This window comes from Aeromonas sp. TECH754, assembly GCF_056279295.1.
Genome location: NZ_JBWBRA010000001.1, coordinates 4,088,659 through 4,115,178, shown reverse-complemented (window position 1 = coordinate 4,115,178; position 26,520 = coordinate 4,088,659). Strand labels below are relative to the sequence as shown.

The 26,520-nt window shown below is 63.3% G+C and carries 22 protein-coding genes and 1 pseudogene; 14 read left to right on the top strand and 9 right to left on the bottom strand.

What is annotated here, in order from left to right; all coding sequences use genetic code 11:
* Window positions 1-38 precede the first annotated feature (38 nt).
* Both ACZ9IL_RS18835 and ACZ9IL_RS18830 read right to left on the bottom strand, forming a co-directional pair.
* A complete protein-coding gene (locus tag ACZ9IL_RS18835; protein WP_476004836.1) occupies window positions 39-1,400 on the bottom strand; it encodes an aspartate aminotransferase family protein in 1,362 nt (453 codons plus the stop codon).
* 262 nt (window positions 1,401-1,662) lie between these two features.
* The gene (locus ACZ9IL_RS18830; RefSeq protein ID WP_476004835.1) at window positions 1,663-2,994 is read right to left on the bottom strand and encodes a glutamine synthetase family protein; all 1,332 of its coding nucleotides are present in this window, start codon (window positions 2,992-2,994) and stop codon (window positions 1,663-1,665) included.
* A gap of 464 nt (window positions 2,995-3,458) precedes the next feature.
* On the opposite strand from ACZ9IL_RS18830, the gene ACZ9IL_RS18825 reads away from it, so the two are divergent.
* The 9 genes and pseudogenes from ACZ9IL_RS18825 (at window position 3,459) to malZ (ending at window position 12,038) form a co-directional block, all read left to right on the top strand.
* Window positions 3,459-3,845, top strand: a complete 387-nt coding sequence (locus ACZ9IL_RS18825; RefSeq protein ID WP_033129010.1) for a TraR/DksA family transcriptional regulator — start codon at window positions 3,459-3,461, stop codon at window positions 3,843-3,845.
* A 116-nt stretch (window positions 3,846-3,961) separates the two neighbouring features.
* Entirely contained in the window at window positions 3,962-4,822 is an 861-nt protein-coding gene (locus tag ACZ9IL_RS18820; RefSeq protein ID WP_476004834.1) for a type 2 periplasmic-binding domain-containing protein, read from the top strand.
* Between the two features lie 131 nt (window positions 4,823-4,953).
* Window positions 4,954-5,392: pseudogene (locus ACZ9IL_RS18815) on the top strand (Mpo1 family 2-hydroxy fatty acid dioxygenase).
* Window positions 5,393-5,408: 16 nt separating this feature from the next.
* On the top strand, window positions 5,409-5,873 hold the full coding sequence (locus tag ACZ9IL_RS18810) for a CreA family protein (RefSeq protein ID WP_476004833.1): 465 nt from the start codon (window positions 5,409-5,411) through the stop codon (window positions 5,871-5,873).
* Window positions 5,874-5,950: 77 nt separating this feature from the next.
* Window positions 5,951-6,940 (top strand): 2-hydroxyacid dehydrogenase, encoded by a 990-nt coding sequence (locus ACZ9IL_RS18805; protein WP_476004832.1) that lies wholly within the window; start codon window positions 5,951-5,953, stop codon window positions 6,938-6,940.
* Window positions 6,941-7,032: 92 nt separating this feature from the next.
* Window positions 7,033-8,394 carry a molecular chaperone gene (gene yegD / locus ACZ9IL_RS18800; protein ID WP_476004831.1) on the top strand — a complete coding sequence of 454 codons (1,362 nt, stop codon included), beginning with the start codon at window positions 7,033-7,035 and terminating at the stop codon, window positions 8,392-8,394.
* A 203-nt stretch (window positions 8,395-8,597) separates the two neighbouring features.
* Entirely contained in the window at window positions 8,598-9,017 is a 420-nt protein-coding gene (locus ACZ9IL_RS18795) for an META domain-containing protein (protein ID WP_476004830.1), read from the top strand.
* 69 nt (window positions 9,018-9,086) lie between these two features.
* Window positions 9,087-9,935 (top strand): HDOD domain-containing protein, encoded by an 849-nt coding sequence (locus tag ACZ9IL_RS18790; RefSeq protein WP_476004829.1) that lies wholly within the window; start codon window positions 9,087-9,089, stop codon window positions 9,933-9,935.
* 273 nt (window positions 9,936-10,208) lie between these two features.
* On the top strand, window positions 10,209-12,038 hold the full coding sequence (malZ, locus tag ACZ9IL_RS18785; RefSeq protein ID WP_476004828.1) for a maltodextrin glucosidase: 1,830 nt from the start codon (window positions 10,209-10,211) through the stop codon (window positions 12,036-12,038).
* A 154-nt stretch (window positions 12,039-12,192) separates the two neighbouring features.
* On the opposite strand, the gene ACZ9IL_RS18780 is transcribed toward malZ, so the two are convergent.
* Window positions 12,193-12,726, bottom strand: a complete 534-nt coding sequence (locus ACZ9IL_RS18780) for an ATP--cob(I)alamin adenosyltransferase (RefSeq protein WP_476004827.1) — start codon at window positions 12,724-12,726, stop codon at window positions 12,193-12,195.
* A gap of 78 nt (window positions 12,727-12,804) precedes the next feature.
* Window positions 12,805-13,920, bottom strand: coding sequence for a DUF5610 domain-containing protein (locus ACZ9IL_RS18775; RefSeq protein ID WP_476005380.1), 1,116 nt, complete (start codon window positions 13,918-13,920; stop codon window positions 12,805-12,807).
* A 169-nt stretch (window positions 13,921-14,089) separates the two neighbouring features.
* Here ACZ9IL_RS18775 and trmA point away from each other — a divergent pair, with 169 nt between their 5' ends.
* The 4 genes from trmA (at window position 14,090) to ACZ9IL_RS18755 (ending at window position 17,760) form a co-directional block, all read left to right on the top strand.
* Entirely contained in the window at window positions 14,090-15,196 is a 1,107-nt protein-coding gene (gene trmA, locus ACZ9IL_RS18770; RefSeq protein WP_476004826.1) for a tRNA (uridine(54)-C5)-methyltransferase TrmA, read from the top strand.
* Window positions 15,197-15,417: 221 nt separating this feature from the next.
* On the top strand, window positions 15,418-16,122 hold the full coding sequence (gene rstA, locus ACZ9IL_RS18765) for a two-component system response regulator RstA (RefSeq protein ID WP_476004825.1): 705 nt from the start codon (window positions 15,418-15,420) through the stop codon (window positions 16,120-16,122).
* A 63-nt stretch (window positions 16,123-16,185) separates the two neighbouring features.
* Window positions 16,186-17,511 (top strand): two-component system sensor histidine kinase RstB, encoded by a 1,326-nt coding sequence (gene rstB / locus ACZ9IL_RS18760; protein ID WP_476004824.1) that lies wholly within the window; start codon window positions 16,186-16,188, stop codon window positions 17,509-17,511.
* A gap of 54 nt (window positions 17,512-17,565) precedes the next feature.
* Window positions 17,566-17,760: a hypothetical protein gene (locus ACZ9IL_RS18755; RefSeq protein ID WP_033129024.1), complete on the top strand. Its 195-nt coding sequence runs from the start codon at window positions 17,566-17,568 to the stop codon at window positions 17,758-17,760.
* 82 nt (window positions 17,761-17,842) lie between these two features.
* Here ACZ9IL_RS18755 and ACZ9IL_RS18750 read toward each other — a convergent pair whose 3' ends face one another.
* The 3 genes from ACZ9IL_RS18750 to rpmE all read right to left on the bottom strand — a co-directional run bounded on the left by ACZ9IL_RS18750 (window position 17,843) and on the right by rpmE (window position 21,030).
* A complete protein-coding gene (locus ACZ9IL_RS18750; protein WP_476004823.1) occupies window positions 17,843-19,087 on the bottom strand; it encodes a malic enzyme-like NAD(P)-binding protein in 1,245 nt (414 codons plus the stop codon).
* Window positions 19,088-19,264: 177 nt separating this feature from the next.
* On the bottom strand, window positions 19,265-20,698 hold the full coding sequence (locus ACZ9IL_RS18745; RefSeq protein WP_476004822.1) for a DUF2867 domain-containing protein: 1,434 nt from the start codon (window positions 20,696-20,698) through the stop codon (window positions 19,265-19,267).
* Window positions 20,699-20,814: 116 nt separating this feature from the next.
* On the bottom strand, window positions 20,815-21,030 hold the full coding sequence (rpmE, locus tag ACZ9IL_RS18740; protein WP_033129027.1) for a 50S ribosomal protein L31: 216 nt from the start codon (window positions 21,028-21,030) through the stop codon (window positions 20,815-20,817).
* Between the two features lie 146 nt (window positions 21,031-21,176).
* Between rpmE and priA the strand changes: the two genes are divergently transcribed.
* Window positions 21,177-23,384 (top strand): primosomal protein N', encoded by a 2,208-nt coding sequence (priA, locus tag ACZ9IL_RS18735; protein ID WP_476004821.1) that lies wholly within the window; start codon window positions 21,177-21,179, stop codon window positions 23,382-23,384.
* A gap of 218 nt (window positions 23,385-23,602) precedes the next feature.
* Here priA and ompA read toward each other — a convergent pair whose 3' ends face one another.
* Window positions 23,603-24,724, bottom strand: coding sequence for a porin OmpA (gene ompA, locus ACZ9IL_RS18730; protein WP_476004820.1), 1,122 nt, complete (start codon window positions 24,722-24,724; stop codon window positions 23,603-23,605).
* Window positions 24,725-24,998: 274 nt separating this feature from the next.
* A complete protein-coding gene (gene ilvA, locus ACZ9IL_RS18725) occupies window positions 24,999-26,519 on the bottom strand; it encodes a threonine ammonia-lyase, biosynthetic (protein ID WP_476004819.1) in 1,521 nt (506 codons plus the stop codon).
* Between the last annotated feature and the right edge of the window lies 1 nt (window position 26,520).

Here is a 26,520-nt window from a genome sequence, read left to right as displayed (position 1 = left end):
GCAAATTGTATGCGTAAGCCAATCTGCCCGGGTACAGCCTATTCCTGCAGCTTTGCCGCCGTCAGATCCAGACTGAGCCTGGCCAGTTTGACCAATTCATCCACCTGTTCCTCGGTGATCACCAAGGGGGGCGATATGATCATGGTATCGCCGACCGCCCTCATCACCAAGCCATTGTTAAAGCAGAACTCCCTACAGGTCATCCCGGCTTGCAGCTCAGCCGGGAAACGACGTTTCGTCACCTTGTCCTGGACTATTTCCAACGCGGCAACCAGACCCTTACCCCGGGTCTCCCCCACCAGCGGGTGATCGGCCAGTTCGCTCCAGCGGCGTTGCAAATAGGGGCCGATATTATCATGAATGCGCTTAACTATGCTTTCGCTTTGCATAAGCTTAATGTTGGCAATCGCCACGGCGCAGGCGACCGGATGACCGGAATAGGTGAAGCCGTGGTTGAACTCCCCCCCCTCCTCCACCAGCACCCTGGCGACCCTGTCGCCGACCATCACGGCCCCCATCGGCAGGTAGCCGGAGGTGATGCCCTTGGCCAGGCACATCAGATCCGGCTTGATGCCGAAACCTTCGCTGGCAAACCAGTAACCGGTGCGCCCGAAACCGCAGATCACCTCGTCGGCGATGAGCAGGATGTCGTACTTGTCGCAGATGCGCTGGATCTCGGGCCAGTAGCTGTCGGGCGGAATGATGACGCCGCCGGCACCCTGGATGGGTTCCCCGATGAAGGCGGCGACCTTGTCCGCCCCCAGTTCCAGGATCTTCTGCTCCAGCTGGCGGGCCCGCTCCAGTCCGAACGCCTCGGCACTCATCCCCTGCCCTTCACCGAAGTGATAGGGCTGGTCGATGTGCACTATGCCGGGAATGGGCAGTCCGCCCTGGGCGTGCATGCCCTTCATGCCGCCCAGGCTGGCGCCCGCCACGGTGGATCCGTGGTAGGCATTGTGGCGGCTGATGATCACCTGCCTGTCCGGCTGACCCTTGCTGACCCAGTAGTGACGAGCCATGCGCAGCACGGTATCGTTGCATTCCGAGCCCGAGCCGGTGAAGAAGACGTGGTTGAGATGGGACGGCGTGACCTCGGCCAACAGGGTCGCCAGCTCGGCGGCGGGCGGATGGCTGGTCTGGAAGAACAGATTGTAATAGGGCAGTTGCTGCATCTGCCTGGTGGCAGCCTCCACCAGTTCCTGACGGCCGTAGCCCATGTTGACGCACCACAGGCCCGCCATCCCGTCCAGGATGCGGCGCCCGTCGGAGTCTTCCAGATAGACGCCTTCGGCCTTGGTGATGATGCGGCTGCCCTTCTTGTTCAGGGCCTGAAAATCGGTAAAGGGGTGCAGATGATGGCTGGCATCCAGCTGCTGCCACTCGCGGGTAGTACGTTGCATTGCTTGCTCCTCGGTTCCTTCGATTTAAGCAGTGTTTTTTATGAATCAATGAGATCGCTGCCGGTACGCCGGTCAATGTCACTCACGGGCAGTGCGTTGCATGCTCCTCGATTCCTTCGACATGAGCGGGCGGCATTGAGCCACTCCCAAGTCGCCGTCACTCATCGAGTGGCGGCCTTGTTGCTTGCTGCTTTGGTCAGAGACGGGAGAGGCCGGTGCTGGCCTCTCCCGGTAGTGGTCAGGCGCGCCTCGCGCCCAGGGATCACACGTTCAGCAACAGGAATTCCCGTTCCCAACGGCTGATCACCCCGAAGTAGGTCTCGTATTCCTTGCGTTTGACCGCGACGAAGGCGCGGATGAAACGCTCGCCCAGCATGTCCTTGATGGCCTCGCACTGTTCCAGATGGCTCAGCGACTCCTCCAGCGAGCGGGGCAGGCTGTAGGGCAGGTCATAGGCACTCGCCTTCATCTCCTGCATCGGCTCCAGCTTCTCCAGCATGCCGAGGTAGCCACAGGCCAGGGTCGCGGCCAGCGCCAGATAAGGGTTGGCATCGGCTCCGGCGAAGCGGTTCTCGACCCGGCGCGCACTGGCCTCGGAGAAGGGTACACGCAACCCGCAGGTGCGGTTCTCCACCCCCCACTGCACGTTACGCGGCGCGCTCTCGCCGAAGGTGAGGCGACGGTAGGAGTTGACGTTCGGTGCCAGCAGCGCGGTCACCGCCGGGGTGTATTTCTGCAGCCCGGCGATGAAGTGCATGAACTGCTCGGTATTGCCGCCATTTTCCGTGCCGAACAGGTTGCGACCGTTTGCATCCTCCAGGCTCTGGTGGATGTGCATGGCGGAGCCCGGCTCGTCGCTCATGGGTTTGGCCATGAAGGTGGCGTAGATGCCGTGCTTGTGCGCCGCCTCACGCATGGTGCGCTTGAACAGGAACACCTGATCCGCCAGATCGATGGCATCACCGTGCAGGAAGTTGATCTCCATCTGGGCAGCGCCGGACTCGTGGATCAGGGTGTCCACCTCCAGCTCCTGCGCCTCGCAGTAGTCGTACATGTCCTCGAAGATGGGATCGAATTCGTTGACCGCATCGATGCTGAACGACTGACGGGCGGTTTCCGGGCGGCCGTTGCGGCCGATCGGCGGCACCAGCGGATAGTCGGGGTCTTCGTTGCGCTTGACCAGATAGAACTCGAGCTCGGGGGCCACCACCGGCTTCCAGCCCTGCTTCTCGTAAAATGACAGGACCCGGCGCAGCACGGAGCGCGGCGCAATGTCGATGAGCTTGCCATTGATGTCGAAACAGTCGTGGATCACCTGGGCAGTCGGCTCCAAGGCCCAGGGCACGAAACGAATGGTGTTGGGATCGGGATAGAGCTGCATGTCCCGCTCCAGCGGGTCGATCATGCTGTCGTCATCCGGATATTCGCCAGTCACCGTCTGGGTGAAGATGACTTCGGGTAGCCGCATGCCCCCTTCGCGCAGAAATTTATTGGCTGGAATGATCTTGCCTCGGGCATTGCCGGTGAAATCCGGGAACAGGCACTCCACCTCCGTGATGCGATTGCTCTCCATCCAGCCCTTGATACTGTCCATGTTAAACCCCGACTCTACGGTTGTCATTGGCAAGGGTGTCTAATATAAGGAACACCCTTGTTAAATAAATGTAATCAGCAACACCATAAAAGCCCGCTACAAGGGCCTTTGTCAAGCGATGGTGTTTAAAAAACTATAAACATTGGCCTATATAATGACCAGCCCGACACCAAATACTAAACACCTTGTATCCCGATCAACCTACTCTGCAAAGCCGATGCCAACCGCGGGCAGATTCAGGGAGATACTCAGTCAGCCCCTGTCGGATGAGGGTCATTTCTTTGCAAGGGCGCACAATCCTTGCCCGATATGCTTTGCATCCGTGCTTTTTTTTGGTACAAGGCCCGCCCTGATTTGCACTCTCCTGCATGGATTTGGTGCAAATCGGGATACGAGGGCTTGGTCTGCAGGCAGACAGCCCCCATAAATGGGTAAAATTGGGAAACTGACTGGTAGCTAACCGTATGTGTGATTTCATGACTGAAGACCAACTGGCCTTTTACAAGGGGCAGATCGAGCGCCAAATCATCGAGCTCGAAGAACGTCTCAACTCCCAAGCCAGCCAGGCCATCGCCACCGATACCAACGAGATGGCTGATGAGATTGACCGTGCCAGCATCGAGGAAGCTCGCCGTCTGGAGCTGAACCGCATCGAGCACGACAAGTTGCATCTGCGCAAGCTGAGAGGGGCGTTGAAACGCATCAACGAAGGAGACTTTGGCTACTGCGAATCCTGCGGTGACGAGATCTCTCTCAAACGGCTGCAGGCTCGTCCTGAGTCCCGTTTCTGTGTCGAGTGTCAGAGCACCAAGGAATTCAACGATACCCACGTGTTCCGTCGCGTCGCCTGATCCTGCCGGGTAGCGTTCCGATCGGTCGGGAGCCTGGATCGTGGCGCCGACATCAGATCGTGAACAAGTTCTGATAGACTCCGGGCAAGTCCCGGAATCTATCAGGAGAGCAGAGAGTGAAATGGCTCATCAGACTGTGTTTGTGCCTGCCGCTGCTGGCACAAGCACAGACTCTCACCGTTAAGGTCCCCAGCCGACCGATCAATGACCTCGACAACGAATATCAGCTCAAGCTGCTGGAACTGGCGCTCGATCGCGCCGGGCAGCCATTCAAGCTGGAGCGGGTCGAACTCAACCTCAATCAGTACAGCCTGCAGCAAGAACTGCGCAGGGGTAAGACCATCAATGTGTTCTGGATGGGCACCTCCAGTACCCTCGAATCCAATCTCATCCCGGTACCCATACCGCTGTTTCGCGGCCTGGAAGGCTTGCGGATCGCCTTCATCCACAGCGACGCCCAGGAGAAGTTCAACCAAATCAACTCCCTGGCGGACCTCAAGAAGATGAAGGCGGCGCAGGGGGTGGGCTGGGCCGACAACAAGATCCTGGAGCATGCAGGCATCCCCACCTACGCCGGTCGCTACAGCAACCTGTTTCGCCTCATCAACGACGGCGACAAGCTCGACTTCTTCCCCCGCAACCTGGTGGAGATCTTCGCCGAGCGCGCCGAACTGATGGCCCAATATCCCAACCTCGCCGTCGAGCAACACCTGCTGCTGCGCTATCCCTTCGCCGAGTTCTTCTTCGTCAGTCCCGAATCCCCCAAGCTGGCCAAGGCGCTCCAGCTCGGGCTGGAGCGGGCCTACGCCGATGGCAGCTTCATGAAGTTCTTCCACGAGAATCCCAAGATCCGCGAGGCCCTGGCCAGCGCGAACCTGGATCAGCGGGTCAGCATCCAGCTGGCCAACCCGGACATGACCCCCTTGCTCAGGAGCATTCCACCCCAATATTGGGAATACCCGCCACAGGGGAAGTAGCAGCGCACTTTCGGCGATCTCAACTTTGGGATCGCCGCAACGGCAGGGGAAATAACCCAAGCCAATAGACAACAGATCCGCCCGGGATGGGCGAGAGAGACAGCTTTCACCCACAGCACCAGGGAGGTGCCATGAAACGACTCGCACAATGGTTCGACGACTACGGCCAGAGCCACCGCCATCCGATCAACGTGGCGATCCACAAGGTGGCGGTGCCCGGCATCTACCTGTGCGGGCTCGCCCTGCTCTGGTGCCTGCCGAGGCCAGCCGGGCTCAACTGGGCGATGCTGGCGGCAGTGCCGGTGTTGTTGTTCTACCTGCGCCTGTCGTTTCCCCTGTTTCTGGGCATGGCGGCGTTCACCCGGCCTCGGGCTCCTGCTCTGCGCCCTGTGGAACGAATCCCTGCTGCTGACGGCGCTGATCGGTTTCGTATTACTCTGGATAGCCCAGTTTGTCGGCCACCGGATCGAGGGAAAACGTCCCTCCTTCCTCGCCGACCTGCAATTTCTGCTGATCGGCCCCGCCTGGGTGCTGGCCAGCCTCTATCGTCGCTTGGGCCTTCCCTATTAGGCCAGGAGGAGTCTTTATGTCGTATCGACACATGCTGCTGTTGCTGACAGCCCTGTTTGCCGGGCCCGTCCTCGCGGACAAGGCCGATCCCATCGGCGAGGTGAGCACCGCCTTCCAGCTGGTCGGCCCCAACCACAAGATCCTGGTGGAGGCATTCGACGACCCCAGGATAGCCGGTATCGCCTGCTACCTGGCGCGCCCCAAGACCGGCGGCGTCAAGGGCGGGCTCGGGCTGGCGGAGGATCCTTCCCACGCCTCCCTCTCCTGCCACCAGATCGGTCCCATCACCCTGCCCGCCAAGTTGAAGGCCGGGGAAGAGGTGTTCGACGTCAGCACCTCGCTGGTGTTCAAGGAGCAGAAAGTGGTGCGTTTTTACGACGAAAAACGCAATGCGCTGGTGTATCTGACTTACAGCACCAAGTTGGTGGATGGTTCTTACAAGAGTGCGGTGAGCGCCGTTCCCATCATGCCATGGGGCTAATTCCCCACCATTTATCCCGTGATGAAGGGCGCGAGTTGTTGTAATTTAACCACATCGAAACCTGCGGAGAGCGCATCATGAGAGTCGCCGTTTTCAGTACCAAGAGCTATGACAAGGAACACTTCAACCAGGCCAACAGCCAGTACGGCTTCGAGCTGGAGTTCTTCGACGTGCGGCTGGAGGCCAAGACCGCTCGCCTCGCCCACCAGTTCCCCGTGGTCTGCCTGTTCGTCAACGACGACGCCGACCGGGAGGTATTGACCGAGCTGGCCGCCAACGGCACCAAGGTGATCGCCCTGCGCTGCGCCGGTTACAACAACGTGGACCTGGTCGCCGCCAAGGAACTGGGGCTCAAAGTGGTACGGGTGCCCGCCTACTCGCCGGAGGCGGTGGCCGAGCACGCGGTGGGCCTGATGATGACCCTCAACCGCCGCATCCATAAGGCCTATCAGCGTACCCGCGACGCCAACTTCTCCCTCGAGGGGCTGGTCGGCTTCAACATGCACGGCCGCACCGCCGGCATCGTCGGCACCGGCAAGATCGGCATCGCCACCCTGCGCATCCTCAAGGGCTTCGGCATGCGCCTGCTGGTGAGCGACCCCTATCCGAGCCAGGCCGCGCTGGATCTCGGCGCCGAATACGTGGATCTCGACACCCTGTTCCGCCAGTCCGACGTCATCAGCCTGCACTGCCCGCTGTTCAAGGAGAACTACCACCTGCTGAACAAGGAGGCGTTCGCCAAGATGAAGGACGGGGTGATGATCATCAACACCAGCCGTGGCGGCCTGCTGGACGCCAACGCCGCCATCGAGGCGCTCAAGACCGCCCGCATCGGCGCGCTGGGGCTGGACGTGTACGAGGAGGAGGAAGACTTGTTCTTCTCCGACAAGTCCAATGAGGTGATCACCGACGACGTGTTCCGCCGCCTCTCCGCCTGCCACAACGTGCTGTTCACCGGTCACCAGGCCTTCCTGACCCGGGAGGCGCTGCACGCCATCGCCGACACCACCCTCAGCAACATCCAGGCCATCGCGCGCCAGGGTCGCAGCGACAACGAGGTGGAATAAGCTTTCCTCGCAATAAACGAGGTGCCGGGTTGTGAGACCCGGCGCCATCGGGTAGGCTACCAGCCCTTTTTTACTCAGGAGCCTGGCTGCCCATGTTTGTCGGATTTGATTACGGTACCTCCAACTGTGCCGTCGCCGTGATGGAGCAAGGCAGCCCCAGGCTGCTGAGCCTGTGCGGTTCCCATTATCTGCCCTCCACCCTGCACGCCCCTCACCGGGAGGCCATCGCCGGCCTGCTGGCCGAGGGGCTGGCCCCGGCCCAGCAGCAGGAATACCTCAAGCTGCGCGGCCCCGTGGTGCCCCGTGCCCAGGCGGTGCGTCGCCAGATGCGCGAAGAGGGGCTGATCGACGAGCTCAGCTTCGGGGCCGCGGCGCTGGAGCGCTACCTGGAGGAGCCGGACGACGGCTACTACATCAAGTCGCCGAAGTCCTTCCTCGGCGCCTATGGCCTCAAGGCCCCCCAGATCGCCCTGTTTGAAGACATCGTCTGCGCCATGATGCTGCACGTGCGCCGGGAAGCTGAGCAACAGCTGGGCCAACCGGTGCGCGGCGCCGTCATCGGTCGCCCGGTCAACTTCCAGGGGTTGGCGGGGGAAGAGAGCAATCGCCAGGCCATTGCCATCCTGACCGAGGCGGCCCGGCTCGCCGGTTTCGAGCAGGTGGAATTCCTGTATGAACCCGTGGCCGCCGGCTTCGAGTTCGAGGCGCGCCTCGACGAGGATGCGGTGGTACTGGTGGTGGACATCGGCGGCGGCACCACCGACTGCTCCATGCTGCGCATGGGCCCGAGCCACAGAGACCGGCTGGATCGCGGCGGCGATCTGCTCGGTCACAGCGGCCAGCGCATCGGCGGCAACGATTTCGATATCCGGCTGACGGTGGAGGGCATGATGCCGCTGCTCGGCATGCACGAGACCCTCAAGACCGGCAAGCCGCTGCCCCACCCGCTGTTCTGGGACGCGGCCGCCATCAACGACGTCAGCGCCCAGAGCCGCTTCTACAGCCTGGATACCGCCCGTCAGCTGCAAGATCTGCAGCTCGACAGCGGACCCGGCAGCAAGCTCCCGCGCCTCGCCAGTCTGCGTGCCCACAAGCTGAGCCACCAGCTGGTGTGGCGGGCCGAGCAGGGCAAGATTGCACTGTCCGATCACGAGCTCAATCGTCAGACCCTGAGCGAGCTGGAGAAGGGGCTGGAGGCGGAGCTCAGCCGTGCGCAACTGGCCAGCGCCTCGGCGCCGCTGCTGGAGAAGATAGGCGAGCTGATGGACGAGGCGATCGCCGCCGCCGGGGTACAACCGGATCGGATCTTCGTCACCGGCGGCAGCGCCCGTTCGCCGCTGATCAAGGCCTTCATTCGCCAGAAGCTGCCGGCGATCCCGCTGGAAGGCGGCGATGACTTCGGCTCGGTCGCATCCGGTCTCGCCCGCTACGCCGAGCGCCTGTTCGCGAACTGAGTTAGCCGATACCAACGCAACAAGGGCCACCCACGGGTGGCCCTTGTTGTCGATGACGAGGCTCGACCGAGGCAAGTGTTGCCATTTACCGACACCCCTGCCGCCATGAGGGCGACAGAAGCGGTCGGGATCCCCCCCCCTTGCCCTGCCTCGCGGGCCATGCCGAAGGTATGCTTGTCGCTCCCATCACCGGAGCCCCTTCAATGCCCAGATTTTTGCTACTGTTGCTCGCCTTGCTCCTGCTCAGCGCCTGCAGCAGTACTCCCGCCTTCGTCCAGCAAGACCTGCAGCACCACCACTGGGTGCTCGACAAGCTGGATGGTCAAGCCGTCGCCAGCCGCCGCGACAACCCGCCCGATCTCGAGATAGGCGAACACTTCACCGTCAACGGCATCGCCGGTTGCAACCGCTACTTCGGCCAGGGCCACCTCAAGGATGGCAAGTTCTGGGTCAGCAGCCTCGGCAGCACCGCCATGGCCTGCCCGCCACAACTCGATCAGATAGAACAGGCCGTGCTCGCCACCCTGACCGAGGGCGCCACCCTGAGCGGAACCACGGAGACGCTGATCTTGAAGGGAAAACAGCACCGTTTGGAATACAGGCTGCGGGACTGGGTGTACTAGGGCTCACGAAACCCTATCCCAGGCAGGAACAAGTGGTCAGGCTGTGGCACACTATGAGCACTGTTCGCAATGGAGGCTGCTTCAGCCATGTCGATGGATCGCCTGTTTGGCAAGATCAAACAACTGCCCACAATCCCGAAACTGCTGCATGAACTGATGCAGAGTTTCAATGACGAGAATGCCCGCATCGACGAGATCGCGGCCAAGATCGCCATGGATCAAGTCATCAGCGTCAAGGTGCTGCGGATGGCCAACTCGGCCGCCCTGCGCCGGGGCAACGAGGTCACCTCCATCGAGCAGGCGGTGATCCGGCTCGGCTTCAACCGGTTGCGCTCCGTGGTGGTCGCCTCCGGCATCATCAGCAGCTTCAAGGCCCCTCCCAGCTTCGACAAGAACCGCTTCTGGACCCAGACCTTCCAGGTCGCCACCATAGCCCGCACCCTGGCCCAGCAGACCAAGGTGCTGGATGCCGAGACCGCCTTCACCTGCGCCCTGATCCACAACATCGGCGAGCTGCTCATCCAGAGCACACTGCCGGAAGAGGCCGAACTCATCAACCTGGCCATCGAAAAGGGCAGCAGCCGGGTCGAGGCCCAGCGGGAGATGCTGGGTTACGACTATGCCGAGCTCGGCGCCGAGCTGGCGCGGCGCTGGAACCTGTCGGAGTCCTTCGTCGACGCCATCGACCAGCAACTGGATCCGCTCTCCTATCAGCCGGTCAGCAAGGAGGCCGTGCTGATCCGGCTCGCCGTCTTCGTCTCCTTCGCCTGGCATGCGGGCGTCCCGGCCCAGGCCATCATAGCGCGCTTCCCCAAGCCGCTGGCCGATGAGCTGGGGCTGGATCCCGCCACCCTGGCGGATCAGCTCGAGCAGCTGCACGAGCAGGGTAACGCCCTGGCCGATTTGCTGACCCAGTAGATGTACAACGGCCGATCAGCAGGAGCCGGATCCCCGTCTCATTCAGGCGGATCAGCTCGAGCAGCTCCATGAACAGGGCAATGCCCTCGCCGACCTGCTGACCCAGTAAGGGCACGGCGACCGATCGGCGCCCTGAGCACCCTTGCCGGCTCGCTGAGCCAATCGACACACGGCTGACCGACCCACAGGCCTCATTGTGCGCCGGTCAGCACATATCCAACCCGACGGACAGGGTAAAATGGCCCTCGCCGCCCCTCTGACGCAGTAGACACCATGACCCATCCCTTCCTGTTTCACCCCCAGGTGGCACCCTGGTTCAAAGAGAGTGCCGACACCCTGTTGATCACCCTGTTCAGCGAGCTGGACACTCCCATCCGGGAGGTGTGGCTGCGCCACGAGCCGGACAACGAAGAGTACCTGCTGGCCATGCGCCCGGTCTCGACCCGGGACCGGCTGCAGGTGTGGCAGCTCGAGCTGCCGCTCGCCAGGGGGCAGGACATTCACCTCTACTGCTTCAAGTGTCTCACCGACGAGCAGCAGTGGTGGCTGCACGGGGCCGGCGTCAGCGCCGCCATGCCGCCGCGGGAGCAGCATTTTCGCTTCAACGGCCAGCACCAGCCGCCAGCCTGGGTGCAGGATCAGGTGTTCTACCAGATCTTCCCCGACCGCTTCTGCAACGGCGATCCCTCCCTCAGCGTGCGGCACCACGAATACCAGTACAAGGGCAAGGCCGTCATCAGCAAGGCCTGGGGCGCGCCGGTCAGTCGCCACGAGGAGGGTCACGGGGCCTGCGAGTTCTACGGTGGGGATCTGGCGGGGATCGACGGCAAGCTGCACTACCTGCAGTCCCTCGGCATCACGGCACTCTATCTCAACCCCATCTTCGACTCGCCGAGCAACCACAAGTACGACACCCAGGACTACTTCAAGGTGGATGCCCACCTCGGCACCAACGAGCAGTTCGCCGAGCTGACCCGCAACCTGCACCAGCGCGGCATGAAGATCATCCTCGACGCCGTGGTCAATCACACCTCCACCGAGCACCCCTGGTTCTGTCCGCCGCTGGGCGCCCAGCAGAATCCGGACTCCCCCTGGCGCAGCTTCTACACCTTCGATCAAGAAGGAGATTATGTCAGCTGGAAGGGGATCCGCAGCCTGCCCAAACTTGATTTCTCAAGCGAACAGGTGCAAGACGCTGTATATCGGGCCGACAACGCCATCCTGCGCTACTGGATGCGCGCCCCTTACCAGATCGATGGCTGGCGCTTCGACGTCATCCACATGCTGGGGGAGCGCGGCACCGCCGAAGGCAACCGCGGCCATGTGCGTGCCATTCGCGACGCCGTGAAGCAGGAGAACCCGGACGCCTACGTGCTGGGGGAGCACTTCTTCGAGGCGAGCCAGTGGCTGCAGGGGGATCAGGAGGACGGCGCCATGAACTACTACGGCTTCGCCCACCCCATTCGCGCCTTCCTGGCGGGGCAGGACATCGCCTACCACCCCATCAAGATCAGTGCTACCGAGCTGGACAGCTGGCTCAAGCTGGCGCGGGCCCATATCCCGTTCAAGAACCAGCTGGCCCAGTTCAACCTGCTGGACAGCCACGACACCGCCCGCTTCCTGCACCTGCTGGGGGAGGACAAGCAGCGCATGCGCCTCGCCGCCACCCTGCTCATCACCTATATCGGCGTGCCCTCCATCTACTACGGCGACGAGGTGGGGCTCTCCGGCGGCAACGATCCGGACTGCCGGCGCTGCTTCCCCTGGGACAGCACCCACTGGGATCACGTGCTGCACGATCACTATCGCCGCCTGATCCAGCTGCGCAAGCAGCGCCCGGCCCTGCGCCGGGGGGACATCCAGACCCTCTACGCCGGCCCCCACAGCTATGTGTTCGCCCGCACCCTGCAAAGCGATCAGGTGGTGGTGGCCTGCAACCGCCATCCCAGCGAGCCGCGCACCATCAGCCTGCCCCTGTGGCAGACCGCCAGCCCCGCCAGCCGCTTCACCGACGCCTTCAACGGCGACAAGTTCGAGGTGGTGCAGGGGCAGATCCAGCTCACCATCCCGGCCAACTCGGCCAGGGTGCTGCTCTCAAGCTGAGTTGCCGCGAGCATAAAAAAACCGGAGCCTGTGCTCCGGTTTTTTTATGCGGGATCCGCTTGGGTGACGGATGCTGCTATGACACATATTGTCGGCGATTTCTCGCTATTCAAGGTGAACCAGCAGTACTAAACATCCATCACAGCCGTCAAAATCAGTAGTTGATGCTGATATAGGGTACTTCCGGCACCTCCCAGCACTGCTTGAGGTAGACGGTCAGCACGAAGAAGAAGTTCGCCAGCAGGTTCGCGAAGCGATAGAGGATGGGGTCGAAGCGCACCCCGCTCTCCTCCAGCCGTACCAGCAACCGCACCACCTTCTTGCTGCCGCAGCGGCACAGGTGCAGGGTGGGGATGGGCTGGGGCCCCTGAGGCAGCACGAAGCCGGTCACCCGGCCGCGGCTCGCCTCGTTGTAGTGATCGTAACGCCCCTTCAGCCAGTCCAGATCCTGCTCGAAGATCCCGAGCTTGCCGCGCACCGAGCCGTTGAGGTTGTAGATGAGCCGCTGCAAGACCGCGAGATCCGCCAGCATGGGGTCGGTATCGGCATCCGGTGCAAGGTGTGACAACACGGCCCCGACCTGGCAGCAGAGCTCGTCGGTGGCGATCTCGTAGTCACACTGGAACTGGGTTTCGAAGATGAAGGGGTAGCAGAGCTCGCGCTTGTCTCTTGGCTTCTTGGGGTTCATGGCCGCTTCTGATCGAGGAAAAGGGCAGTGTGCCAGCCCGACGAGGGGCTGGCAAACGAGTCAGGCTGCGGATCGGCGTCAGACCTGGCCGAGCAGCCGCATGGCCTCCAGCATCCGCTGGTTGAAGCCCATAAAACCTGCCCCGTCGGTCTGGCCTCGCGCCGCCAGCACGGCCGGCGTCAGCGCCTGCTGCTGCGCTGCGGGCAGCAAGCCGTCGGCCTGCTGTTGCAGCTGGCCGAGCCTCGGCAGGTAGTCCGCCAGCGGCTTCAGGCTGTCTTGCAGGGAGTGGGCCCCCTGATAGGTCTGGCTCAACTTGGTGGATTGCCTGAGCTTGAGGGAATAGGAGGCCAGCTGGCTGTCATCCAGCTGCAAGCCGTTCAACTTGTCCGCCAACGTCTTGTCATCCCCGCCGAAGAACTTGCCCGCCAGCTCGTCCAACCCCTTCACCAGCTGGCCGATGGCATCCAGCTCACCAGCGTCGAGATCCCCCTCCAGGGAGAAATCGAAACTCTGGCTCGACTTGAGGCTGAACTGGTTGCCTCCCTCTTCACTGCGGGACTTGAACTGCCAGCTGTCGCGAAAGCGCAGTATCACCTTGTCCCCGTCCCGGGTCTCGATCTCGAGGGAACTCTGCTGGCGGCTGGCCATCTCGGCCGCCCCCAGTTCGGTGGTCGAGACCTCGCCGAAAAACGCCTTCTCGAAGGACGCCAACCCCTCCTGGATGAGCTTGTAGCTCTGATCGATACCGGTCTTGATGTCCTCGTTATCGGTGGCCCAACTGCCGAGCTGCTCCCTGGCCGCGCCAAAACCCATGTCCACGCCCTTGCGGGCCTGAGCCATCATCTCGGCCAGCTCGTCGTCGTTCTTGCCATCCGCCTTGGCCACGCCCAGCCGGCCGGTGACAAATTGCAGCACGTTGTCCGCCACCGACTCGAAATCGAACAGGGTCTCCGGGGTGATCGCCTCCGGCTGAGCCAGCTTGAACTCCTGACTCTTGGGGGCCTGATAGTGCTGGCCGTTGATCTCCAGCGCGAACTGCAGCGCCTGTTGGATGAGCCGCTGCGCCCATTTGGGTGGCTGGTTGAGGGAGACCTGATCCCCTTCCTCCGCCTGCTTGCTCTGGGTGGTTTGGGTTGCCTTGGGGGAGGCACCCACTCCCTTGGGTTGGGCCGCGCCCATGCCATCGATCTGCATCATTCTTCCTCCCGCCATAGTGGTGGATCGGTTATCGGCCTGACTGGACACTTCTTGACCATAAAAACTTGGAGAATCTGCGGCCGCCTCTTACAATCTTGCCCCTTTGGTTGGCCAAGGCCTTCCCCCGGTTTCTGCCCGGCCCTGCCGGTGTGCATCTGAGGTATCTATGACCCAATCCCAGCGGACCCCCGCCGACTATCAGGCCCAGCTCGACGAGAAGCGCGCCCGCCTCACCGAGCTGTTCGCCAGCAGCAACCCGCCGGCGCTGGAGGTGCACGCCTCCCCCGCCGAGCACTACCGGATGCGCGCCGAGTTTCGCATCTGGCACGAGGGGGACGATCTCTTCCACTGCATGTATACCCCGGCCACCAAGGAGATCATCCGGGTCGACCAGTTCCCCACCGCCAGCCTGCTCATCAACCAGCTGATGCCCAAGCTGATAGAGGGCCTGCGCCCGCACCCGGTGCTGCGCAAGAAACTGTTCCAGATAGATTACCTCTCCACCCAGTCCGGCCAGATCGCAGTCAGCCTGCTCTATCACCGCCAGCTCCAGGCCGATTGGCAGCCTGTCGCCGAGGCACTGCAAAGCGAGTTGCGCGCCCAGGGCTTCGATCTGCGGCTCATCGGTCGCGCCCACAAGCAGAAGATCTGCCTGGGAGAGGAGTTCGTCATCGAGCGGCTGAATGTGCAGGGCCGTGAACTCATCTACAAGCAGGTGGAGAACAGCTTCACCCAGCCCAATGCCGCCATCAACGAGCAGATGCTGGGCTGGGCGCTGGACGTGACCAAGGGGAGCGAGGGGGACCTGCTGGAGCTCTACTGCGGCAACGGCAACTTCTCCATCGCCCTGGCCCAGAATTTCCGCAAGGTGCTGGCCACCGAGATCGCCAAGCCGAGCGTGGACTCAGCCCAGTTCAACATCGCCGCCAACGGGGTGGAGAACCTGATCATACTGCGCATGTCCGCCGAGGAGTTCACCCTGGCGATGCGCGGCGAGCGGGAGTTCAACCGCCTCAAGGGCGTGGATTTGAAGAGCTACCAGTGCAACACCATCTTCGTCGATCCGCCCCGTGCCGGGCTGGACGATGCGACCGTCAAACTGGTGCAGGAGTACGACAACATCCTCTACATCTCCTGCAACCCCGAGACACTGCAGGCCAACATGGCGGTGCTCGGCGAGACCCACGAGATCGCCCGCTTCGCCCTGTTCGACCAGTTCCCCTGGACCCATCATATGGAAGCCGGGGTCTATTTGAAGCGCAAGGCGGGTTAAGCCCTCTCCTTCATCCTCAGCCCTGCTCCCGCCAGGGGAGAAGGGCGCCAGGAGCCTCGATACGAGGCGGGAGCGGCGCCGCAAGGCCGGTCGATAATCTCACCCGCATAACGACAGGGCCCATGGGCCCTGCTCGATTATTTATCCCAGTGCAGACAGACGGCGGAGCCGTTATGCTGGCGGCACGCGCATTCGCGCCATTGCCTGGGCCTCATGCCACCATGCCACGCGTTCTCTTTGTTGAAGATGACCCCGAAATAGGCCAGCTCATCAGCAGCTGGCTCGGCCGCCACGATATCGAGGTGCTGCTGGAGACCCGGGGCGATCTCGCGCTCGCCAGAGTAGAGGCGGAGCAACCGGATCTGGTGCTGCTCGACATCATGCTGCCGGGTCAGGACGGCCTCTCCCTGTGCCGGGATCTGCGGCCGCGCTTTGCCGGCCCCATCGTCATGCTCACCTCGCTCGACAGCGACATGAACCAGATCCTCAGTCTGGAGCTTGGCGCCAACGACTACATCCTCAAGACCACGCCGCCGCCTGTGCTGCTGGCCCGGTTGCGGGTGCAGTTCCGCCAGCAGCAGACCCCGCAACCGGCCGCCCCCGCCACCCCGGCCCAGCGCCTGCAATTCGGCCGATTGCTGATCGATGGCCCCGGCCGGGACGTGCGCCTCGACGGCAACAGCATCCCGCTCTCCACCGCCGATTTCGATCTGCTGTGGGAGCTGGCCTGCCACGCCGGCCAGATCCTGGGGCGGGAGGCGCTGTTTCGCAGCCTGCGCGGCCGCGACTACGACGGCCAGGACCGCAGCATGGACGTCGCCATCTCCCGCCTGCGCCGCAAGCTCGGCGATGACACCACCAACCCGACCCGGATCAAGACGGTACGCCAGAAAGGCTACCTGCTGGTGCCCCAGGCCTGGGACTAACCGGGCTGCTGGCGGCTCAGTGTCGATGGCCAGCCCCCACCTCAACTCACAGGGAAAGCGTCCATGCGTCGCCTGTTTATCCAGTTTTATCTGCTGCTGATCGGCTGTTTTGGCCTCGCCATTCTGCTGATCGGCCTGGTCTATCAGGTCAGCGCCGAGCGAGCGGGGGATCGCTATCTGGAGCACATGATGCAAGGCTCCCTCGGCCTGCTGACCGGCGAGCTGGCCCGCTTGCCACCGGAGCGCTGGTCTGAGCGCACGGCGGAGCAGAGCCGTCAGCTCGCCCTGCCGCTGCAGATAGGCGCCCTCGCCAACCAGCCTCTCGCCCGGGAGGATCAGAGCTTTCTCGAGGCGGGCAACATCGTCATCGTCGAGGAGGATGACACCTTCCTGCAGCGCATCCCCGCCACCGATCAGGTGCTGATCGTCGGCCCCGTGCCCTATCTCTCCTACCTGCACGAGTTGCACTGGGTCGATGTGGGCCTGCTGCTGCTCATCGGTCTCTCCCTTGGCCTGCCCATACTGCTCTGGCTGCGCCCCCACTGGCGCGGCCTGCAACAACTCGAGCAAACCGCCCGCCGGGTCGGTGACGGCGATCTCTCCAGCCGCACCGGCCTGCCCGCCAACAGCAGCCTGGCCAGGGTCGGTCGCACCTTCGATCTGATGGCCGAGCAGCTGCAGGCCATGCTGGCCAGTCGCAAGCAGCTGACCGATGCCATCGCCCACGAGCTGCGCACCCCGCTGGTGCGGCTGCGCTACCGGCTCGCCATGCTGGAGCCGCAACCGGCCGAAGCGGACAGACTGGGGCTGGAGCGCGATCTCGGGGCGCTGGATGCCCTCATCGAGGAGATGCTCACCTACGCCAGGCTCGATCGCCCCGAGCTACCGCTGCAATGCAGCGATCTGGAGCTAGGCGACTGGGCCGGGGCGCACCTCGCCGACTGGCAGGCGCTGCGGCCGGAGAAGCGACTCGAGTTCATTTCCCCCGCCGGTCCCCTGCCCTGGCGTGGCGACGCCAGGCTGCTGGAGCGGGCGCTGGAGAACCTCATCGGCAATGCCCTGCGCCACGCCAGCAGTCGGGTGACCCTGCACATGGCGCGGCAGCAGGAGCATTATCTGCTGGAAGTGAGTGACGATGGGCCCGGCATAGACCCGGCGCTGGCTCCCCAGATCTTCGAGCCCTTCGTGCGCCTCGATCAGAGCCGGGACAGGCGCACCGGTGGCGCCGGGCTCGGGCTCGCCATAGTGCGCAGCATCGCCCGCCACCACGGCGGCGAGGTGCAGCTGCTGCCCTCTGCGAGCGGCGCCCGTTTCTGCCTGACCTTGCCCGTACATTTGGATACAAACCGTCACCAGCCACTCACTGAAGCAAACCAGGCGCTGCCCTAGGATGAACGCATGGAGAAACGCTCCATGTCATCAACCCGAATGAGGAACTGGAATATGAAAAAGCTGATCCCCCTGACCCTGGCCGCTGTCTTCGCCCTGACCTCTGGCTTCACCATGGCGGCCACCCCGACCAAGGCTGCCGCTCCCCATGCCACCCAGACCAAGGTCGTGAAAAAACACCACAAGGCGGCCCACACCTCCGTCGCTCCTGCCAAGGTCAAACCCGCAGCAGCGGCACCCAAGGCCTGATAGCAACGACTCGGCTTTGCCCTAACGAGAAGGGGCCCCATCGCGGGGCCCCTTCTGTTTTTGCCGAGAACGAGCCTGAGGCTCAATCCAGCATATAGTCTGCCGGCAGCGCGATGCGCGCCACGCCGGAGGCCACCGCCGCCAGTGCCACGGCGCGGGCCACCCGCGGCAACAGGCGGGCATCCATCGGCTTGGGAATGACGTAATCCTTGCCAAAATGCAGCTCGCTCACCCCGGCGGCCACCAGCACCTCGGCCGGTACGGGCTCTTTCACCAAGCCACGAATGGCCTCCACCGCCGCCACTTTCATGGCATCGTTGATCCGGCTGGCACGGGCATCCAGCGCGCCGCGGAAGATGAAGGGAAAACAGATCACGTTGTTGATCTGGTTCGGATAGTCCGAACGACCGGTGCCCATGATGAGATCGCCCCGCACGGCATGGGCCAGGGCGGGCTTGATCTCGGGATCCGGGTTGGAGCAGGCGAAGATCACCGGGCGCGGCGCCATCAGGGCCACCGCCTCGGCGGGCAGCACGTCCGGGCCGGAGACGCCGACGAACACATCCGCCCCTTCGATGACATCCATCAGGGTGCGCAGCGGGGTGGCGTTGGCGAAGCGCTGCTTGTACTGGTTCAGATCGGTGCGATCGGCGTGGATCACTCCCTGACGATCCAGCATGAAGATGTTCTGTGGCGCCGCCCCGCACTTGATCAGCAGATCCATGCAGGCGGTGGCGGCCGCACCGGCCCCCATGCAGACGATGCGGCTCTGCTCGATGCGCTTGCCCTGCACCTCCAGCGCGTTGAGCAGGCCGGCGGCGGTGACGATGGCGGTACCGTGCTGATCGTCGTGGAACACCGGGATGTCACAGCGCGCAATCAGCGCCTGCTCGATCTCGAAACACTCCGGTGCCTTGATGTCTTCCAGATTGATGCCACCGAAGGTGTCGGCGATGGCCGCTACGGTGTCGATGAACTGCGCGCTGGTCTCATGCTTGACCTCGATGTCGATGGCGTCGATGCCGGCGAAGCGCTTGAACAGCAGGGCCTTGCCCTCCATCACCGGCTTGGAGGCCAGCGGACCCAGGTTGCCCAGCCCCAGGATGGCGGTGCCATTGGAGATGACGGCTACCAGATTGCCCTTGCCGGTGTAGCGATAGGCATGCTCGGGATTGGCGGCGATCTCGCGCACCGGCTCGGCCACCCCGGGGCTGTAGGCCAGCGCCAGATCACGGGCGGTCTCGGCGGGCTTGGTGAGGGCGATGGCAATCTTGCCGGGGATGGGATGAGCGTGGTAATCGAGCGCTTCTTGACGCAGATCGGACATGGGGGACCCCGATACGGATAATGGATGAGTGATACGAGCTCGCCGGTGGCGAGGGGTCGGGATCATAAAGAAAACCCGCCCCCTTTCACAGCAGAAAGTATTGCCATACCCCACTGATCAGCCAATCATCAGCACGTATCACCAACCACTCATACCTATTTAGTTATAGATATGGTTTCAATCCATCACGGGTATGCCTGCTCGCTCCTCCGCCTGACGGGCGATGGCCTCGGTCATCCCCTGGAAGATGAAGAGGTGGAACGGCAGCATGGCGAGCCAGTAGGCCAGCCCCCAGGCGCCCTGCGGGTGCCAGTGTGCCGTCACCTTGAGCCGGGTCAGGCCGGACTCCTGCGGCAGTATGTTGAACTCCAGCCGCCCCACGCCGGGGGCCTTCATGTTGAACAGCAGATCCAGCCTGCGCCCCTCATCCACCCCGAGGATCTGCCAGGAGTCCAGCATATCGCCCTTCACGAAGCGATCCGGATTGGTGCGCCCCCGGGTCAGGGCCGGGCCGCCGATCAGGTGATCCATCCACTCGCGCACCACCCACAACTCGTTCATGTAGAAGTAGCGTTGCTCACCGCCGAGCTGTTGCAACACCTGCCACACCACCTCGGGAGCGGCGAGGCAGTCGGCCTCCCCGCTGGCGGTGCGGTCGTAGAAGCCGTACTCGGGATGGCGCCAGCGCAGGCCCAGCGGTGTCTCCTCCCCCTGCTGCTCGGCGCCGAGCCGCTGCTCCAGCGCCAGACTCTCGGTCAGCGCCTCGTCGAAGCTGAGCAGGTGCTGGGGTAGCAACGCCCGCAGCGGGCCGTCGTCGGCCGGGATGTCGTGCTTGAGCCCGCCCACCAGCGCCTTGGCAATGGGCTGCGGTACCGAGGTGGCAAACTGCAGCCACCAGGCGGAGAGGCGGGGACTCAGCAAGGGGATGGGGATGATGGGGCAACGCTTGCCGATATGGGCCGCAAACTTCTGCAACTGCTGCTGGTAGCTGAGCAGCTCGGGCCCGGCGGCGTTGAACACCTGGCCCTCCACCCCTTGTGCCTCCACCAGCCCGACCAGATAGTGCAGCAGGTTGGACAGCGCGATGGGCGGCGTGCGGGAGCGTACCCACCTGGGGGTCACCATCATGGGCAGGTTGAACACCAGATCCCGCATCACCTCGAACGCGGCCGAGCCGGGCCCGATGATGATGCCGGCCCGCAGTTCCACCGTCGGCACGCCCGCCTCGCGAAACAGCTCGCCACAGTGGCGGCGGGAGTTGAGGTGACGGCTGTTGCAGTGCGCCGGCTGGATGGCGCCGAGATAGATGATGCGGCGCACCCCGGCGGCGCGAGCGGCGGCGGCGAAATTCTTCACCCCCTGCTGTTCCAGCCGGTGGAAACCGGCACCGGCGCCCATGGCATGCACCAGATAGAAGACGGTGTCGATCCCGGCCAGGGCCGGTGGCAGGGTGGCGGGCTTGAGGCTGTCGGCGAGACGAAACTCCACCCCCTCCGGCAGACGGCAGGGACGGCGGGCCCCGGCGATCACCCGATAGCCCAAGCCTTGCAGATGAGGCACCAGGTAGGATCCTATGTAGCCAGCCGCTCCCATCACCAGACATGTGCGCATGTGTTCTTCTCCCATGATTGAGCCAACACCATAGGGCAAAGCGGCGCAATACAGAACGCCACCCAATAAAAAAGGCGCCCATCGGGCGCCTTTTTCAGAATTCTTTAGAAGTAAGATTACTTCTTGGCAGTCAGACCACCGAAACGCTTGTTGAACTTGTCTACGCGGCCGCCGCTAGAAACTTCTTTCTGCTTGCCGGTGTAGAACGGGTGGCACGCGGAACACACGTCCAGGTTCAGATCTTTACCCAGGGTAGAGAAGGTATTGATGACGTTACCGCAAGAGCATTTGCAGGTGATGGCGACGTACTCGGGATGGATATTAGCTTTCATGGACAACCTCGATAATAGGCCGTGTCGCCATCCGATCTCTTGTCGGACACCACACGATTGTTGAACACAGTTTCAAAGGCTGCGAATAATATAGGAAATGCCTGAGATCAGGCAAGTGGCTTCGCAGAAAAAATAGGCAACCCTTGGTGGATTCATCGCAAACGCTTGATCTGGTTCGTGTCGCAGTACCGGTGCCCCTGCGCCGTCACTTCGACTATCTCTCCCCTCTGCCCCTGCCCGCCCCCGGTTGCCGGGTCGAGATCCCCTTCGGCCCCCAGACCCTGGTCGGCCTGGTGGTGGCCCATCCGACCGAGAGCCAAGTGCCGCGCAACAAGCTCAAACCCATTAAACGGGTGCTGGACAGCGAGCCGGTGCTGGGGCCGGACATACTGGCCCTGATGGCCTGGAGCGCCAGTTATTACCAGCACCCGCTGGGAGAGGTGCTGCCCCATGCCCTGCCGGTGCTGGTACGCAAGGGCGAGAGCGCCGCCTACCGGGAGCTGGAGTTCTGGTTCGCCACCGACGCGGGAATGGCCATCGATCTGAACGAGCTCAAGCGATCCCCCAAGCAGCAGCAGGCCCTCGCCTGGCTGCGCAAGGGGCCGCAGACGCCGTCCGCCCTCAAGCAGGAGGAGATCCAGAGCGCGGCGCTCAACGCGCTGGAGAAGAAGGGTCTGCTGGAGAAACGCAGTCTCGAACCGAGCCACGAAGGGGACTGGGCGACCCGCTTCGATGCGGGCGAGGGGCTGCGCCTCAACGGCGAGCAGGCGCTGGCGGTAGCCGCCATCACCAGCCAGCGCGACAAGTTCGGTGCCTTCCTGCTGGACGGTATCACCGGCTCCGGCAAGACCGAGGTTTACCTGAGCATCCTCGAACCCCTGCTCAAGGCGGGCAAGCAGGCGCTGGTGATGGTGCCGGAGATCGGCCTCACACCGCAGACCATCAACCGCTTCCGCCGCCGCTTCCAGGTGCCGGTGGTGGCGATGAACTCCGCCATGAACGACAGGGAGCGGCTCGATGCCTGGCTCGCCTGCCGGGACGGCGGTGCCGCCATCCTGATCGGCACCCGCTCCGCCGTGTTCACCCCCTTCAAGGATCTCGGCATCATCATCATCGATGAGGAGCACGACGGCTCCTTCAAACAGCAGGACGGTTTCCGCTACCACGCCCGGGATCTCGCGGTGATGCGGGCCCACCGCGCCGGCATCCCCATCCTGCTCGGCTCGGCCACCCCGTCCCTGGAGACACTGCACAACGCCCGCACCGGCAAGTATCACCACCTGCACCTGACCCGACGCGCCGGCAACGCCCAGACCGCCCGCCAGGTGATCCTGGACATCAAGAGCGTGCGGCTGCAGGCCGGATTGTCCCCCCAGCTGGAGCAACTGATGGCGGAACACTTGGCGGCGGGCAATCAGGTGATGCTGTTTCTCAACCGCCGCGGCTACGCCCCGGCCCTCATCTGCCACCAGTGCGGCTGGAGCGCCGCCTGCGAACGCTGCGATGCCTGGTACACCTGGCACCAGGCCGGACGGCGGTTGCACTGTCACCACTGCGACAGCGTCCGCCCGCTGCCCCACCACTGCCCCTCGTGCGGCAGCAACGAGCTGGTGGGTTCCGGGGTCGGCACCGAGCAGCTGGAACAACTGCTCACCACCGCTTTCCCGCAATATCCAGTGGTGCGTATCGATCGGGACAACACCCGCCGCAAGGGAGAGCTGGAGACGCACCTCGGCGACATCAAGGCCGGCAAGTACAAGATCCTGATCGGCACCCAGATGCTGGCCAAGGGTCACCACTTCCCGGACGTGACGCTAGTGGGCCTGCTGGATGTGGATGGCGCCCTGTTCAGCGCCGATTTTCGCGCCGCCGAGAAGCTGGCCCAGCTCTACACCCAGGTGGCGGGTCGCGCCGGACGTGCCAGCAAGCCAGGGCTGGTGGTGCTGCAGAGTCATCACCCGGAGCACGCCCTGCTGCAGGATCTGACCCAGAACGGCTACGGCCACTTCGCCGACACGGCGCTCAAGGAGCGCCGCCTGCTGGGGTTGCCACCCTTCAGCTATCAGGGGCTATTCCGGGCCGAGGCCAACGGCCGCGATGAGGTGCAGTTGTTCCTCGCCCGCCTCGCCGACACCCTGCGCAGTGCCCGTTACCCTCAGGTACAGGTGCTGGGGCCCATCAGCGGCTTCATGGAGCGCAAGGCGGGCAAGTTCCGCATGCAGTTGCTGGTGCAGGGGCCGAACCGGGCCCCGCTCGCCCAGTTGCTGGATTGGGTGGTCAAGGAGCTGGATGGCTGGCCCGAGACCAAGAAGGTGCGCTGGAGTCTGGACATAGACCCCACGGAATTGAATTAACCCCCGTGAGCCTTACAGTGGCGTTTTCCTTATTGCGCGTCTGATTACGCCGCCCCGCGGCTAATCAAACCTAGGGGCCTAGCGATAGTAGGCAGCCGTCATGGCATCTTTACTCCCTTCTCCCCTCGCGGGAGAAGGGTTGGGGATGAGGGGTATAGCCAGAACACAACGAGGGGGCCTTGGCCCCCTCGTTGTTTTTACGCCATGACTGCAGCGGCTTATTCGGCGGCCTGGGAGACCCCGGTCAGCCGCACTTCGACCCGGCGATCCGGGGCCAGACAGGCGATCATCTGCGCCTTGGCACCATCCGGGCAACTGCCGCCCGTCACCGGGGAGGATTCACCGCGCCCCTCGGCACGCACCTTGTCGGCAAACAGGCCCTTGGCGATGAGGTAATCCGCCACGCTGCGGGCTCGTTGCTCGGACAGGGACTGATTGTAGGCATCGGAGCCGATGCGGTCGGTGTGGCCGATCACGGTCGCCACCCCATCCTTCGGATTGGCGGCCAGGATCTGGGCAAACAAGTTATCGAGAGCCTGGCTGGCCTCGGGCTTCAGGGTCGCCTTGTTGAATTCGAACAGCACATCCGAATCCAGACTGAACTGTTTCTCCACCAGCACCGGAGCTGGCGCGGGTTCAGGAGCAGGCACAGGCGCCACCGGCTCGTCGCCGACCTGGCCGAAGCGATAGAGCATGCCAACCGACAACAGGCCGTTGTCCATCTCTATGCCGGACTCATCGAGCGAGGTCTTGCCGAGCGGCGTGGTGTACTGGTACTCGAGGCGAGCGGCCCAATCCTTGTCGATGGCATATTCGATCCCCAGCGCACCGACGAAGGCGGCCCCATGGTACTTGCCACCGCCAGACAGGGACTGGTTGCTGATGCCATCGTTGGCAGATGCATCGATGGAGCTATCGGTCCAGGCATAGGCCCCCCCCAGCCGACCGTAGATGTCCAGCGCCTGAGTCGCCGGGAAGCCTATCTTCATGGTGGCCTGGATCATCTGGGCCTTGGCCTCCCCGTCCAGCCGCGCATCGACACCATTATCTGTAAAGTGTTGATTGACTTGATACTTTCCAAGCCAGTCATAGCCGAGCTCAACGGCCACATTGCGGTTCACCTGATAGCCGGCGAAGGCGCCGAGGCCAAGATCGCTGTGATCCTTGCCGGCATCAAAGGCATCGACCAGGTCCTTGACCTGATCGTCATAATCCACCCCGTAGTAATTGGACCAGCCGGCCTTGCCGCCGACATACCAGGTGTTGTCCTGAGCGGCGGCCTGCACCGCCCCCGTTGCCATCAGGCCGCCGACGAGCACGGCAAGCGTAGACTTGTTCATGATGAGCCCCTGCAATGAATTGTTATGACGCGCTGGCGTCTCTCTTCCCTGATGAGGCCCAGAACCCAAGCCCCTCACTGAGATTATCCTATCTCTTGGTAGCCTCAAATGACCAGGGACTCAGGAGTGTGATATTGGCGACATTATCGGCAGATGACAAAGCTCTACCTATCCACCACCAACGGACATAAAAAAACCGGAGGAGATCCTCCGGTTTCGTCTCTCAGCACCCATGGGCTCGATTCGCGCAACGCAATCCAACCCCATGAACCCCTCAACTCGCCAGGAACAACCTGTAGGCGGGGTCGTCACTGACCTCCTTCCAGCCATAGCCAATCTCGCGCAGGTAGTCGTGGAAGGCGGCCACATCCTGATCCGGTAACTCGAAGGCGCAGAGCACCCGGCCATAGTCGGCGCCGTGGTTGCGATAGTGGAACAGGCTGATGTTCCAGCGACAGCCCAGCGTCTCCAGGAAGCGCATCAGGGCACCCGGTTGCTCCGGGAACTTGAAGCTGTAGAGCCGCTCTCCCAATGGCCGCGCCGGACGGCCACCAATCATGTAACGCACATGATTCTTGGCCAGCTCGCTCTCGGTCATATTGACCACCGGGTAGCCGTTCTCCTCCAGCTGGCCGGTGATCTGGGTCAGCTCCTCGTCGCCACCGGTCAGGCGCACCGAGACGAACAGCGAGGCCTGCGCCGCATCGGCGTAGCGGTAGTTGAACTCGGTCACCATGCGCGGCCCGAGCTGACGGCAGAAGTCGAGAAAGGCCCCCTTACGCTCGGGGATGGTCACCGCCAGCATACCCTCGCGCTTCTCGCCGATCTCGCAACGCTCGGAGACGTAGCGCAGGCTGTGGAAGTTGACGTTGGCGCCAGACAGGATGGCCGCCATCCGGCCGCCCTTGACCTGCTCCCGCTCGCTGTAAGCCTTGAGCCCCGCCAGCGACAGCGCGCCCGAGGGCTCGGCGATGGCACGGCAGTCGTCGAAGATATCTTTCAGCGCCGCGCAGATCTGGTCGTTGGAGACGGTGATCACCTCGTCCAGATACTGGTTGCAGAGGCGGAAGGTCTCGGTGCCGATGCGCTTGACCGCCACCCCGTCCGCAAACAGCGAGACCCGATCCAGATTGACCGGCTCACCGGCCTCCAGCGCCGCCTTGAGGCAGGCGGAACCCTCCGCCTCCACCCCGATCACCTTCACCTCCGGCAGCAACTGCTTGATGTAGACCGCCACCCCGGCGGCCAGACCGCCGCCGCCCACCGGCACAAAGACGTGCGTGAGGTGGGTATCCTGCTCCAGCAGCTCCTTGCCGATGGTGCCCTGGCCCGCGATCACCTCGACGTCATCGAACGGCGGTATCAGGGTATAACCCTCGGTCTCGGCGAGGCGGCGGCTCTCGGCATAGGCCTCGTCGAAGCTGTTGCCAAACAGCAGCACGTTGCCGCCCTGGGCACGCACCGCGTCGATCTTGATGTCCGGCGTGGTCTTGGGCATCACGATGACCGCGTGGATGCCGAGCTTGGCCGCCGACAGGGCGACCCCCTGGGCGTGGTTGCCCGCCGAGGCTGCCACCACGCCGCTGGCCTTCTGCTCGGCGCTCAAGGTCGCGATCTTGTGATAGGCGCCGCGCAGCTTGAAGGAGTGCACCGGCTGCAAGTCTTCCCGCTTGAGCGCCACCTGGTTGCCGAGCCGTTCGGACAATTTTTTAAGGGTCTGCAAGGGAGTGACTCGCGCCGCCTCGTAGACGGGAGAGAGCAACACCTTGCGTAGATAATCCGCCGCAGAAACCATG